Genomic DNA, 13,530 nt, shown 5'->3' on the forward strand with positions numbered 1-13,530 from the left:
CGTGATGGGCGCTTCGCCCTTGCGGGCAACCGCGACGACATCGCGGCGGAACTCTTCGGGAAAGGCTTTGGGCATGATGAACATCCTTCCACCCGCAAGGATCAAATCCTCACAGGCAAAGTGTCAATCAAACCTTCAGCAGTCCCGTCCGTTGCTGGATATAAGTTTTCAGACCCCAGGCTCAAGAACCAAAACATAACTCGGATCGAGCAATCGCTCAAGACTCAGAAGCTCCAACAGCTCAAGATCAATTCGGCGCGAGCAGGGAACGTGGATTCCGCGGACGCTTCACCTTCGGGAACGCCCTTGGAGTTAGAGAGCTGAGCAGATATATAGTCCTCGAACTGCGCAGCGGGCCGGCTCGGCGGATGCGTAGTCTGGAGCGGCCGGAGGAGAGCAGTTGCGTGATTCACCAAATGGGTACGCAGAGTACTACCGGCGCCTCTGCGTATTGAATCCGGGCGGATTCGCTCAAGGGCGACGCAAGTTCCGGGATTCCCGACCTAACTCGCGGCAGGACTACGTCGGGTCAAGGGCTATGGTCGTTCGCAGTGCGGGAGTATGCGCCTCGTCCTTGCACGGGTGAGTAATTTTTCACCCTAAGGGGTTTGGCTCTGCTGAAAAATTATGCTTTTCATTTACCGCACGCTCGGGATGCCGGTTGTCCCATCCTTGCCTTATGTCGAGGACATTTTCATCACCGAGGTCTTCCCCGGCGCCAAACAACGTGAATACGTGTCGATTCACTCGTACGTTACACGTGCGGCTGACCCCATCGATGTCACGGGCTTTCCCCGTGGCGAGCGTGACGCCGTCCTTTGGTAGACAGATAGAGATCGTCTTTCCCCAAGGACCCCACTCCAAGTCGACCTCGACGGTCGTGTCTACTTCGGTTGGTTTGGGTTTGATCTTGATCCAAACCATTCCGGCGTAGTCGGCCGGCCAGCGACCAAAGTGATTTTTTCCCGCCCATTCTTCCGAGTCTCCGCTCCACGGATCCCAACGACTGCGCCATAGTGACTTGATCGACATAGCTATCCATCCTCCCCCTTCATACAGCCTGTCTAAGTGATCGGCATGTTTCAAGGGCGGGAGGTTGGCGTGCTCGTACCTTGATAGCTGTGAGCGGGAGATGACAGGGGAGGCTGAGCCAGCCTGACGGGCCGCCCGCGCCCATTGTTCCTGAGTTTCCTCGTAAGTCCTTAGACCCACTCGTCCGCGGAATTTCCTCAGTGCGAATGCGAGCTCATGCGCGTCCACTGCGACAGGGCCAGGGCGTTTCCCATGCATGCTTTCCCTCTTCCGTCCCAGGTGTCTCAAAAACGTCCCTCAGCCTCTAACTTGCCGAGTCGCCGGTGACGATATTCCTATCACCGATTAGGCGGATCGGGATAAGAGAGAGGGCAGATTCGATGATTAGGACGAAGATACGTAACACTGCAGCCGCGCTGGCGCTGGCCGCAGCCGTTTCTACAGGAGGAGCAATTCTTGCTCCTCATCCCGCGGATGCGGCCGTAGGGTACTGCGGTGGCGGACGCTGCACGATTTACCTCAGCAAGGCAGAAACCCGCGAGTTTGGCAACGGTCGCATTCCGGCGCCTCCGGCATCGGCGCCGGTTCAGATCCGAACCGCCTACTACGCGCTGGCTTACGGACATCGCTGGTTCGCGCAGCAGTATGCGAACAGGGGTTGGTGCTCCGGGTTCCGGCTGTCCATTTATCCCTGGGAATCGCAGGGGTACTTCGGTTACGCCTGCTAAATGAAAAAGGTGCGGGCCGCATATTCGGCCCGCACCTTTCTCACAGCGGTGAGAACACCCCCGTATCTTGGCCGCACAACGGCTTCATATTTTCAGCTACTCATCCGGAACCGAAATTAAGGCGGCTACAAAGATGACTACCAACCTCAGTCAGGAATGGGAGACCATCATACTGAACGACGACGAGTCGGCAAGGCTCGCCGATGCAGCACAGCAGGTCACCAGCTGTCCACGTGTGGACCCTGCCAGCTTCCGGGAGGAGGCCAAAGACGGTTGGGCTGCACTTAGTTATTGCACCAGGACCAAGATCGAGCGGTTCGCCCGAGGAATGTCTCCTCGTCCTGAGGTTTATATCACCAATCTTCCTGTCGATCCTGATCTGCCTCCCACGCCGCTCGGCGGCCAAACGACGGATGTGGTGACTAACCCTTTGGGTGAGTTCCTCATGGTGACGTTCTCACTCGCTCTTGGGTTTCCCATCTCCTTTCGAGACCAGCGGTCCGGGAGCCTTATGCACGACGTGTATCCGACCAGGAAGAACGCGAAACAGGTATCAAGCCAAAGCTCCTCAGTGTCCCTCGGGTTCCACACCGAGATGTTTTTCCATCCCACACCGCCCGACTTTTTGATCCTGCATTGTCTACGTGCAGATCCTGCCGGCAAGGCGGCGACCAGTATTGCATCCTTGGATGACATCAAGAGTCGACTCACAACGTGGGAAATCGACGCTCTGACGGCTCCGATGTTTGCCATGGATCTAGCCCGACTGCATGGCACCTACAAACATGAAGGCCGGCCTATTCGGCACGATGATCCGCGACCGGTCATCCCAGTGATCGATGAACACGGTGTCGGCGTCCAGCTCCGATTTGAACCGGAACTCACCACCGCCCTAGGACAGGAGGCCCTGCAGGCTATGGAAGCTGCGGACAAGGCGGCGGAGGCTGTTGCGGTTTCAGGCAAGCTTGAAGCGGGTGGGATGCTGCTTATCGACAACCGAAAGGCGGTTCACTCTCGCTCGCCATTTATGGCGAACTTTGATGGTCGTGATCGTTGGTTACGCCGCATGATGGTCGGCGCTCATTCGCCTGGCTTTTCATTGGGCACGGTTTCTGCAAAGGGATTTCATGATCGCCCTGACCTTGAACTGGCCAGGGCATGGGGACGCGCGGGGGCGTCAATGCAAATCGTCCCCTATCAGTCAGTGGATCGTATAGCTCAGCCCGCTGTCCATATGGATACAGAACTCAACCAGACGGGGGAGGGGACCGATGAGCCCGGCATGGCTGACTAATGTTGAATTCGACTCAACCTCCCTAGAGCTTCTAACAAGGGACATGGATGTCGTGCTAGGAAAGTGCGGCATCGTCAGGGTCACCAACTTTCCGGCTTCGGCCGTCCAACTCATCCACCTTTTGAAGAACTTGGGTACGCCGCTGAGCTACTACGGAGGGGACACTGGCACGCACCCGGATCATGACGCGATCTGGCGGGTCAGTTACGATCGCGCGGGAGCGGGGCGTGGAGAAGCGCACGCTATCGATGGGCCGCTGGCCTTGCATTCCTCGCAGTCACTTCTGGAGCCTAGACCGCGGTACTTTTGCATGCTGATGGCTAATCCAGGTTGGCAGGACCAGCAAGGAGGAATGAACGGAAGGTCACTGCTCGTGCCTTGGGCGGATGCCTTACGGAGCCTATCTGAGGCTCATCCCACAGACTTCGCAGGGATGCTTAAAGCGCTCCTATCGGGTATCTCATACCCTGACGGCATCACGCGCTCAGTTGTATACCCGATAGAACGCAAACAACACGAGTACGACTACGGCGTCCGGCTCAAAAGCGACTTGCTGAAGCACCTGGAGGAAAATTCGCCAGATGAGCAGATAACGAAAGTGGTTGCGGCCTTGGCCGAGGCTGCTCAGCGGACTGCCCGCGGCGTCCAACTCGGGGCGGGGGACCTTGTCGTCGTCGACAACAACCGCTGGGGTCACGGCCGTGAAAGTGTTATCGGTCAACTGCCCATTGAAGGTGGTGGCTGGAATATTAACCCTCGCGAACTCTGGAGCCTCACGCTCGCCTAGATCGAAAAGCCTTCCCTGAGTCGTCTTCGGACGTCGGCACATCGAGTCGAAACTTCGGTCGAAGGCATTGTTGACCGAAGCTTCGCCCTGCGAAAGTGAGGGCGGCGCCAGCAGTAGGACGACGGGGAATCTTGATCACGCGACTCAGCCATGGCCCCATGCGTTTACCCTTGCGAGGGCAAGTGCCGTGGAATGACCGCGAAGGTCACAGCAGCAAAAGAACGGTGCCCCCCCGTTGGCTACTGCGGACTTCATATTCGGCCAGCCGGGAAAGGCGGCTCAGTGGCGCGAGGGCAGCCACAGTGGCTATCATTGAGTAGGTGAGTATTTGTCCTTACATACTGACAACCTTACATAACGTCGATTATCGGCTCTTGAAAATGGGCGGGGGAGTGCCGTCAAAAGAGGCTGCTCCTTCGGGATCGCGAATTGCACGCAGCGTTCTACGGGTGCGCTCTTCAACAGCATCAACTCTGTGTTGTCGGAGGACATCGCAAAAACTCCATCAGCGACGAAGGCTTGCGATTTGGCTAGGCGAGTCCGATGCTCGACTTCTAACAATGGAAACGGTGCGCCGTGGTCAAATGTCCATGATGGCAATCACCGCGTGAGATGATCGGCTAGTGAGCGCCGCCGATCTAACTGCAGAAACAATGAAGTCGTTTCGTCGATCGGGCTTAGAGACTCATACAACCTTCTTGCTCGGTGCCGGCGCATCAGTGACATCAGGACTACCTGGCTGGGATGAGTTCGCCACGAGGCTACTTGTCCAAAGTGGATCCGTGGACTCTGCCGAAACAGCAGAAATACTTCTGGAGCGGCAGGATCCACTAATCGTGGTTGAAGCTGCACGTGTGGCCTTTGGAAACAAGTGGCAGCAAAAGCTGCGAAGCGCCCTGTATCAAGGAGTGGCCTCTTACGATCCATCCCCGCTCCACCTCGCGGCGGTGGGTCATCTCCTTGATGGTGAAACCGGGGACACGAGTCTTTCGACCCTCAATTTCGACACGCTGATAGAAAAAGCTTTAGAAATTGAGACAGGGGAAGAAGCGGATTCGCTTGTTGGACAAGCCTCGGACGAAACACGACTGGGTGTGTACCACCTTCATGGCGTCATCCCTCCGCAACGGGCCGACTCAGTCATCCTGACGCTGACTGATTTCAACGACCTCATCGCGGATGCTCAATCTTGGCAGCTCGAATACTTGAAGACAGCCCTGGATAAGGGTGTTCTCATCATCGCGGGCACCTCTTACCGCGACCCGGATGTTCGCCAGTGGCTACATGCGGCATTGAGAGAGAAGCCTCTCAAACATGCTGCTTTGGTACTTCTAACGCGGCAAAGCTTTGCGGTCTCAAAGGATCAATTCACCGCGATTAAATCTGTTTTGAGTGATCAATGGCGGGCTGTTGGACTTGAGCCCGTGTTGCTTGAGGATCACTCAGATGCTGCACAGATCATTCGTGAACTCCGCCATGTCGCCGTTGCTACCTACTTGGCTCCGCAGCAACGATCACAGATGCTTTGGGAAAGACATGCAGCAAATTTCCAGGAGCTGCAGGGCGAGTATGTGGACCAGTTGCGTCGGGATGCGTCCACGATGAAGGAAACGCTCGATGTTGAACGGCTGAACATGACGCTTTGGCTGGCCAATGGTGAGGGTGAGCTTGTGAAATGGGCCGTACAAGACAGAGTGTACCGAGACTTGGATTCCCTGCGGACGGTGAGCACCGGCCATGACAGCGACTGGATCGCAGGAAAGGCGCTGGGCGTGGATGAGGTCCTATTTCAGGACCTTCCTGAGGCTCCGACCCGCCGTTGGCGATCCGTACTGGCCGCTCCGATTCCTGTCCCTCACCCTGATCTTCCAGCTCATTCGGCAGCTGTTCTCACCCTGGGATTGCCCGAGGATGCCTCTCGGTACGAACCATCTGCCATCATGTGGGCCGAAAGTCTGGCCGACATTGCAAACGAATGGGGACTTCGGCTCGCGGAAGTAGCATTCAACAACTAAGTCCGTAGACTAAGAGCACAAGGAAGTCGGAGGGACGACTGTGGCCAAGCCAGCCAACACAAGCTCATTTCAAAGTCTGGGAAAAGGCGTCTACCGCGTCGGGGCCGTGCAACGCAGCGCTGTCACTGGGCGTTACGTAACGAAGGCTTCTGCTGCCGCGGCACCCCGCACGACGGTCAAGGACAGCAAGAGCTCGGGCGGCTCCAAGAAGGTTAGGTAGATCCAGGGCTTAACCGCCGTCACTTGGCCGCTCACAGGCACGTTCTCGAGTCGTTCCGCTACCGCCGGCAGCTGCCGTGGCCTCGGGGGGCGATGCGATTTCGTGAATTGCTGATCGGCGATAGTGGGAACAAGTCACCCTCAGTTGCCAGACCTTCACGATGCGGCAGCCGCGCGTGCGCTCCTGAAGCAGTCAAGGAAGACTAGCCGGGGTCCTGTGCCTAGGTTGCCTGCAGATGGAGAGGGACTAATCGGGCCACTCCCCCTGGTTGACGAAAGGTCCATTATCGGCGTCCGGGAATCCGCCCGTATGAGCCCTTGAAAGCGCCAAAAAAACCGCGCTCAAGCCACGGTGACGGCCTCGACGCAAGGGCCTCCGGGACGCGTCCGGGCCGGACTTCGGCAGCAAATGACGGCCCTCCTGTGCGCCAGTTTGCTGTTGTGCAGCTCTGTGACTTCCAGACTCTGTCACTCTGTAGGAGCGGCGCCGCCGATAGCGGAGATTATGTCGTGTTGTCAGTATGACAGAACAAAGTATGCCTACATTAAGAGTGTCCGGTCTCAGTCTTGTTGGCAAGAATCTCAATGGACATGGCAATCTACGGATCGACGGGCCCCGTCTCACCGCATATGGCAACGCGCCTGGCGGACTCGCCTCGCGCTACCTGACCAGGCGCACCTAGCGGCCGCCGAGATGAATACGGAATTGCCAACTCAGATGAGACGCAGTCGGCATGACCTGGCGTTGACGCACCCGCGTCAGGGGCAGGAACCTGCGTCAAGTTAGATGGAAACGGACATCTCATTCCAGATGTCAGTTTCCGCATTGAACGTGTCAGTGTACGGATTTAGAGACTGCTGGGTGTCCGGGGCGAGCAGACGAAGAACTGCGGCTGCTCCACCTGCGCGTATGGCACAACGAGCCAGCAACCCCCGTAGAACTCTACGTACGAGTCCGGGCTGCAAACTGCGAATGCTTCTTCCCGTGTCATTTCTCTGCCCTTCCCTGCCGAGGGTTGCCTTACTAACGTTAGTTAGGCTAACACCTGTTAGTATAGGCGCGGCTGTAGATGAGGTCAAGAGTGCGCGGGCTGTATTCGAGTCAGTCCTCGGAGGCAGTAGGCCAGCAGGTTAGAACGCCGGCCACGACCAGTGTCCGTTTCCATCTAACTTGACGCAGGTTCCTGCCCCTGACGCGGGTGCGTCAACTTTACTGAGACCGGACATTTCAGCCCGCCAGTCATCCTCCGTGCCCGAGTTCCCGTGAAGGAAACCGGCCATTCCGGCTCTGTTCATGGGTCGCCGGACATCACGTCCAGCAACAGCCCAGCGTTTCCTGCCCCTGCGCCTAACCGAACAAGGCCCGCAAGGGAGCGTTCAGGAAGGTGCCGGTGGGATCGAGAGCCCTCCGCACATCATTGAAGTCGTCCCATTTGAGATAGCGGGACCGCAGGAGGTCGGGGGCAAGAAAATACGGTTGTTTGCCCCAATGGGGCCTGGCATCGAATTCGGACATTGCACGGTCAATCGCATGGAAAAAGGGCAGATTATCGGCACCGAACGTCCTGCAGAAGCCCAGGGCCACAGAATCCCTGCCAAACATCGGGGATAGCCATGATTCATCTCCCGCGACCGTCCGCACCTCCAACGGAAAATTATCCGGGAAACGATCCAAGATGGGCAGGCAGGCAATTATCGCATCCTGCGCCTTGTCGTAAGGGAGGAAATACTCCACTTCATCCCATGGCGTCGAATACACGTCGGGGTAAATGCGGTACGGGCGGTTGACGCGCGCGCCTGGTGTGGAATCGTCTTCAGCATCTACTGGGACTGTGTCGTAGGTACGTACCAGCGTTGGATCATCCAGATCACGGGGCATCGGGGGCAGCTCAGCGGACATGTCGTACATGGGGCCGCGCACGAAACTGAAGTGTCGGTGCGTCCGGTTCCTCTCATCCCAATTCCTGAGGACCTCCGCAAAGGGCCGGAAAGCCAATGATTCCTTCAACTTGAATGCGGGCTCAAGCTGCAGATCTACGCTCACAAGAATGCCAAGCATGCCCATGGACGCCCGGAGAGCAGGCAGACGTGGATCGTCCTGTCCGATTCGTTCAAGGTTGCCGGCAGCAGTTATCAACTCTGCTCCGATAACCGATCCAGACAGGGCCGTAAGCTCCAGTCCTGACCCGTGGGTGGATGTGCTAATGGCACCGGCGATCGTTTGGAGGTCAATTGCCCCTTGGTTCTTCAAGGACAGGCCGGCGTCCCATAAGGGTTCCCCCATCGCCCAGATGGGGGTGCCTGCCTTGACCCGCACCTGTGCCGCTTCCCTGTCGATGTCTACGATTCCGGAGATGGCCGAGATGTCGAGCACGATTCCGTCGGTTGGTACCAAGGGAGCAAAGGAATGGCCGGTCCCCACCGGGCGAACTGAAATCCCCCGTTTTGTGGCGTCTTTGACTATCTCGCTCACGTGCTCAACAGATGCTGCCTTCACGACCGACTCGGGATGGCATGTTTGTGTTCCCGCCCAATTGCTCCATGTGGTCTGAATGCTCACTTTTCCACGTCTCCGTTTCTTATGTCACCTAATGCGTCTCCGCCGACTGTCCGACTATCTCTGGTCCCAATGTGTCTGCCGATTTCAAGTGATCGATTGCCGACAGCAAAAATTCACGCTATCGGCGAAGCCCAGCGGGGCGGTGTGCCACGTTGGGACACCGCCCCGCTGTACCGTCGATGCCAGCAGGACTGCTGCGCCAAGGGTGGCGGTGCAAAACTCTCACTGCCTGGTCGGGTCGCGGAGGACACCGGAGCTGTAAAGGCTTACAAATCCGGCGATGTTGCTCACAGGCTGATATCGCGATCCCACTGGCTGCCGCCGCGCGAGTGAGGTAATGCGTTGGTAGGAACGATCGCGGCGACCAGCTTCGGATGCACCTCCAAGTTGCCGGGCTTCCTGTTAACGGATTCGGTCGCGGCAGGGCATCCTTACCCCGGATACACAACCACTGTGATCGAGCCTGTGCCAGGAAGGCTTCCTCGCTGGGACCAACGGCCTACTGGCTCGTCCACCGCGATGACTGATGAATAAATCCGGAAAATCGGTGAAACGGTCATTGCCTGTGCAGCACTCCCCCGCCCAGAGCGCACGTTCTAGCCCGCGGTATAGGCTCCATCTACGACAACTTCGCTGCCGCTCATGTACGACGACTCGTCTGAGGCGAGGAACAGCACGGCAGAGGCAATCTCGTCAGGCCGGGCCCACCGGCCGAAGGGAAAGCACTCCGGCGGCAAGGAGGTGCCGGGTTCCGTGCTGTTCAGCAGCATGGGTGTTTCCGTCTCTCCGGGACAGACGGCATTCACGCGAATGCCGTCTGCGGCCAGCTCAAGTGCCGCGGCTTTTGTCATCCCCCGGACTGCCCACTTGGAAGCCACGTAGGCAAAGTTGTCTTCGAAGGCCACCAGGCCGGCGGTGGAACAAAGGTTCACGATTGACCCACCACCGGCGTATCGCATCGCCGAGATAACACTTTGCATGCCCAGGAACGAGCCGACTTGGTTCACATCGATAACGGACCGGTATGTTTGCTCCGTGACGCTTTCAGCACGCGTCGATCGGAAAATTCCGGCGTTGTTGACCAAGACTGTCGGCGCTCCGAAATTGACCTCGCAGTGCCGGACAACCTCTGCCCAATCGGACGCAGAGGTGACGCTGCGGTTTGGCAGGAAGCGGAAATTGTCAGAGCCCAGCTCGTCGACGAGCACAGGCCCCTCCCCCTCAACCAAGTCAAAGCCCACCACCTTTGCTCCCTCCCGCACTAGGGCGCGGACGTGCTCCACGCCCATGCCGCTGGCAGCTCCGCTGACGATCGCGATCTTGCCCTTGACTCTATGCAATGTTCATCTCCTTTCTGTTTGCTGGGCGCTATTGTGCGGTGAAGGCGCCGTCGACGACGAGTTCGCTTCCGCTCATGTACGACGATTCGTCCGAGGCGAGGAAGGCGACGGCGGCGCTGATCTCCTCAGGTTGTGCCCACCTTTTGAACGGCAGGTCAGCAGCTGGCGGAAGCGCCCCCGAGGGCGTGTCGGCTATGGCGCGAATCATCGGGGTATCGGTGTCTCCCGGACAGACAGCGTTAACCCTGATGCCGTCCCTCGCCAGTTCCAGCGCGGCCGCTTTTGTCATTCCGCGCACCGCCCACTTTGATGCGACGTAGGGGAAAAGATCGGCGAATGCGACGAGCGCTGCAGTGGATGCGATGTTGATGATGGATCCGCCGCCTTCCCGCAACGATGGAATCAAGGCCTGCATTCCCAGGAAGGTTCCAACCTGGTTGATATCGATCACGCGGCGGTAGTCTTCCTCGGACACTTTTTCCAGTGTTTGAAGTGGAGAGATACCTGCATTGTTGACCAGTACATTCGGAGTGCCAAAATGCTGCCGCCCTGCCGATACCACCCTGGCCCAGTCCTCGGCGTTCCTCACGTCTCCATGGAGGAAGAGCAGGTTGTCCTCGCCAAATTCATCAACGAGTCGGGGTCCGGCGCCCTCATTCAGGTCGAAGGAGATGACCCTCGCCCCCTCCTGGATCATCCTGCGGGTATGGCTGAGGCCCATGCCGCTGCCTCCTCCGCTGATGACGGCGATCTTGCCGGTGAGACGTTGTGTCATGGTGGTGTCCTTGCTGGTAGTCATGTCAGTGAACTTGGGACCGCCTACTGGCGGCCAATTTTTTGGTAAACAGCAGGCTTGGCCTTCTTCAACCAGCGGGAGTACACAATGCCGCTCACCCACACCAAAGGGATGAAGAGGGTAAAGGCCAAGGAGGCTAGGGGCCCCGCCCCAATCAGCGCGTCAACGTTGAGGAAGCTGAGCACCAGCACGATTGCAAGGCTGCTCAAGGCTAAGACCGGGGCAACCGTCGTCTTCCATACCCCGCGACCCGGCACCTTGTGGTGCTGGAAGTAGATAAGGACTGCAACCGAGACCAGGACTAGAAGCGCCACGACGACGATCGCACCCAGGCCGTTCATGCGGATGTAGACCGTAAAGGCCTCGGTGCCCGCGGGGTCGAAGGCGGTGCCTGCGGCGATGGCTACAATTGCCGCGATTTCGAGGGCGGTGACAATAAGGGAGGCTGCAAAAGGGGAATGATGCCGGGGGTGTGCCACGCCCAGAGTCCGCGGCAGAACGCCGTCTTTGCCCAGCGAGTAGGCGTACCGGGCTACAGCGTTGTGCTGGGCAAGAAGGCAGGCAAACGTCGAGGAAATCACGAGGACGTTGATGATGCCAGGAACCACACTGCCAACGTAAGAAGCGGCGAGATCGCCAAACATGGAGGCAACTGCGCCGCCGGCCCGGGCATCAGCCACTCCTTGCGGCCCCAGGGCAGTCAGCATTGCCCAAGCCGCGACGAGGTAGAACAGCCCGATTAGGACCACGGCAAGATAGGTCGCCTTGGGAATTGTCTTGTTGGGGTCTCTGGCTTCCTCACGGTAGATTGCTGAGGACTCGAATCCACCAAAGCACAGCATCGCGAACAAAAGCACAAGTCCAAAGTTGCCACTGCTGGCGCCATCCCATGTCAGGGCAGCCTGCGGCGGACCAGCAGGGCCTCCGTCGAAAAATACCCTGAGATTGAAAACCAGGACGATGACGACTTCCAGGATCAGGGCCACGCCAAGGGTCTTGGCTGAGAACTCGATTTTGCGGTATGCGGCTGCTCCAGCGAGGAGGGCGCCGAGCAACCCGTAGAGATACCACGGCAAATCGGGACCATGGAATGTATCCACGACGAGCGCGCGTCCATAAACCCCAAACGCGGCCCACGTGGAGAGAAGGAGGACCAAGTAGCCCGACATGGCGAGGAAGGCGCCACCAAGCCCGATCTCTTTGCCCAACCCGGCAGTGATGTAGGCGTAGAAAGCTCCTGGGCGTTCCACATATCTGGTGACAGCTGTATATCCCACAGAGAACAAGAGCAGGATGACTGTGGAGACGGCGAGTGCGGCGATAATCCCGTTGCCGCCGAAGGCAATCATGGAGGGCATCAGTCCCACAACCACAAGTAGCGGCGCAGCCCACGCGACGACGGAGAACAGAATGCTTCCAACGCCAAGTTGGCCGCGAAGCTCGCTTGAAGGTTCAGTAATTAGGCGGACGGCCGACTCATCGCGTTCGGCACTGGTGGAATGGCTCATTGTGGATCCCTTTGTCGAATTACGTCAGGTAATCGTGAGGTCGAGACTCCTGCAGGTACATCTCTTCGGACCTTGCGACGACTGTAGGCTAACTAGTGTTAGTTAGGCAACAGTTTCCGACAATATTTAGGGCAGCTATTGCAGTACCTCGGGATTCCGGCACGCCTAAAGCGGCGCGCCTGTTCGAAGCAACGGACTTGCGGGCTTGAAGTTAAGCCAGTGCTTTGGTCCCGCTGCCGACTTCCAGCATGGCGCGGCTCAGTGTCACCGCGTGGCGCAGGAGAATTTCGAGTTCTGCGTCGCTGCCGTTCCAGGCAGCCCAGCGTCCGGCACCGTCGAGGAGTGTAAGAATGACCCGGATGGTCTGGCTGGAGAGCGGGAAACCCATGTCTTCGGCGGCTGCCGCATACATGTCCTCGTGCAGCTTCATCCATGACGCCACTTCCTCGCACACCTCGTCGCTGAGGAACCGGGCCACCCGGTCGGTTGCGACCAGCAGGTCCCAGAGATCCGCCTCGGGCCATTGCAACTGCTGGGCAAGGTGGAAGCGGACGAGCGCCGCCCAATACTCCTCCGGCGTGGTGGTCGCTTCGACTGCCTTAAGGAGATCGCGGGCGAATCGATGGGTAAACCAGCTCAGCGACTCGGCAACAATTTCGTCCTTGCCGCGCGGAAAGCTCGAGTACAGGCTGGGTGCCTTCATATCGAGTTCCCGGCCCAGGGTCCTCATGGTCACTGAATTGAAGCCACTGGCAGTAGCAAGGCGCAGGAACGCCACAAGGATCCGTTGCCGGGCGGGCGTCTGCGCAGACCAATCGCGGCTGGACAGGAAATCTCTGACAGCCGCATTGGCCTGCTCGCGCGGCGAATGGTTCACTTTATCCTCACAGGGGCTGGGCGGGTATAACTATCATAACGAACGATAGTTAGGTACGTCGCCACTTCCCGACCGCACCTATATCGGATCCGCAATTGCACCGCAGCAGGTTGTTAAGAAGGAGCACCGGCCCGCGGCCCAAGGAACCTCGATCAGGGCGGATCCCCTGTCGGGATCGACTCTCATATATCGGCGCTATTGGGTCTTCGAGCATCCGCCTGTGACACTGAGCAAACCGTTTCAACTTCGGCACGGCCACGGCCACCACCACGGCCATGCGCCACGAGGACGACGGGCGCACCCCAATAGAGTCGGGCCGCTTGCCCGCGCCGCCGATAGGCGGGGGCTCACCGTGAGCTAATGCTCGAGACAAA

At 58.4% G+C, this 13,530-nt stretch carries 10 protein-coding genes; 4 read left to right on the forward strand and 6 right to left on the reverse strand.

The features are described 5' to 3' along the window. On the forward strand, window positions 1–324 hold a 324-nt coding region (locus AC1DFR_RS18185; RefSeq protein ID WP_476874095.1), incomplete at its 5' end, for a hypothetical protein. Between the two features lie 270 nt (window positions 325–594). Here AC1DFR_RS18185 and AC1DFR_RS18190 read toward each other — a convergent pair. Continuing rightward, complete coding sequence (locus AC1DFR_RS18190; protein ID WP_476856236.1) at window positions 595–1,032, reverse strand: hypothetical protein; 438 nt, start codon at window positions 1,030–1,032, stop codon at window positions 595–597. Window positions 1,033–1,893: 861 nt separating this feature from the next. Here AC1DFR_RS18190 and AC1DFR_RS18195 point away from each other — a divergent pair. The 3 genes from AC1DFR_RS18195 (at window position 1,894) to AC1DFR_RS18205 (ending at window position 5,856) form a co-directional block, all read left to right on the forward strand. After that, window positions 1,894–3,054, forward strand: coding sequence for a TauD/TfdA family dioxygenase (locus AC1DFR_RS18195; RefSeq protein WP_476856237.1), 1,161 nt, complete (start codon window positions 1,894–1,896; stop codon window positions 3,052–3,054). A gap of 43 nt (window positions 3,055–3,097) precedes the next feature. After that, window positions 3,098–3,841 carry a TauD/TfdA family dioxygenase gene (locus AC1DFR_RS18200; protein WP_476856391.1) on the forward strand — a complete coding sequence of 248 codons (744 nt, stop codon included), beginning with the start codon at window positions 3,098–3,100 and terminating at the stop codon, window positions 3,839–3,841. Window positions 3,842–4,623: 782 nt separating this feature from the next. Continuing rightward, window positions 4,624–5,856, forward strand: a complete 1,233-nt coding sequence (locus tag AC1DFR_RS18205) for an SIR2 family protein (RefSeq protein WP_476874096.1) — start codon at window positions 4,624–4,626, stop codon at window positions 5,854–5,856. Between the two features lie 1,567 nt (window positions 5,857–7,423). On the opposite strand, the gene AC1DFR_RS18210 is transcribed toward AC1DFR_RS18205, so the two are convergent. The 5 genes from AC1DFR_RS18210 to AC1DFR_RS18230 form a co-directional block, all read right to left on the reverse strand. Further along, window positions 7,424–8,635 carry a D-arabinono-1,4-lactone oxidase gene (locus AC1DFR_RS18210; protein ID WP_476874097.1) on the reverse strand — a complete coding sequence of 404 codons (1,212 nt, stop codon included), beginning with the start codon at window positions 8,633–8,635 and terminating at the stop codon, window positions 7,424–7,426. A 596-nt stretch (window positions 8,636–9,231) separates the two neighbouring features. Next, window positions 9,232–9,975, reverse strand: a complete 744-nt coding sequence (locus AC1DFR_RS18215) for an SDR family oxidoreductase (RefSeq protein WP_476874098.1) — start codon at window positions 9,973–9,975, stop codon at window positions 9,232–9,234. Window positions 9,976–10,003: 28 nt separating this feature from the next. After that, complete coding sequence (locus tag AC1DFR_RS18220) at window positions 10,004–10,774, reverse strand: SDR family NAD(P)-dependent oxidoreductase (RefSeq protein WP_476874099.1); 771 nt, start codon at window positions 10,772–10,774, stop codon at window positions 10,004–10,006. Between the two features lie 20 nt (window positions 10,775–10,794). Then, entirely contained in the window at window positions 10,795–12,279 is a 1,485-nt protein-coding gene (locus AC1DFR_RS18225) for an APC family permease (protein ID WP_476874100.1), read from the reverse strand. A gap of 211 nt (window positions 12,280–12,490) precedes the next feature. Further along, a complete protein-coding gene (locus AC1DFR_RS18230) occupies window positions 12,491–13,156 on the reverse strand; it encodes a TetR/AcrR family transcriptional regulator (protein ID WP_476874101.1) in 666 nt (221 codons plus the stop codon). Window positions 13,157–13,530 lie beyond the last annotated feature (374 nt).

The sequence above is a fragment of the Arthrobacter sp. 05T410 genome, from assembly GCF_056396505.1.

Coding starts and splice junctions, on each gene's coding strand:
- AC1DFR_RS18195 (WP_476856237.1), top strand. CDS start 1,894: ATGACTACCAACCTCAGTCAGGAATGGGAGACCATCATACTGAACGAC.
- AC1DFR_RS18200 (WP_476856391.1), top strand. CDS start 3,098: ATGGATGTCGTGCTAGGAAAGTGCGGCATCGTCAGGGTCACCAACTTT.
- AC1DFR_RS18225 (WP_476874100.1), bottom strand. CDS start 12,279: ATGAGCCATTCCACCAGTGCCGAACGCGATGAGTCGGCCGTCCGCCTA.
- AC1DFR_RS18220 (WP_476874099.1), bottom strand. CDS start 10,774: ATGACTACCAGCAAGGACACCACCATGACACAACGTCTCACCGGCAAG.
- AC1DFR_RS18190 (WP_476856236.1), bottom strand. CDS start 1,032: ATGTCGATCAAGTCACTATGGCGCAGTCGTTGGGATCCGTGGAGCGGA.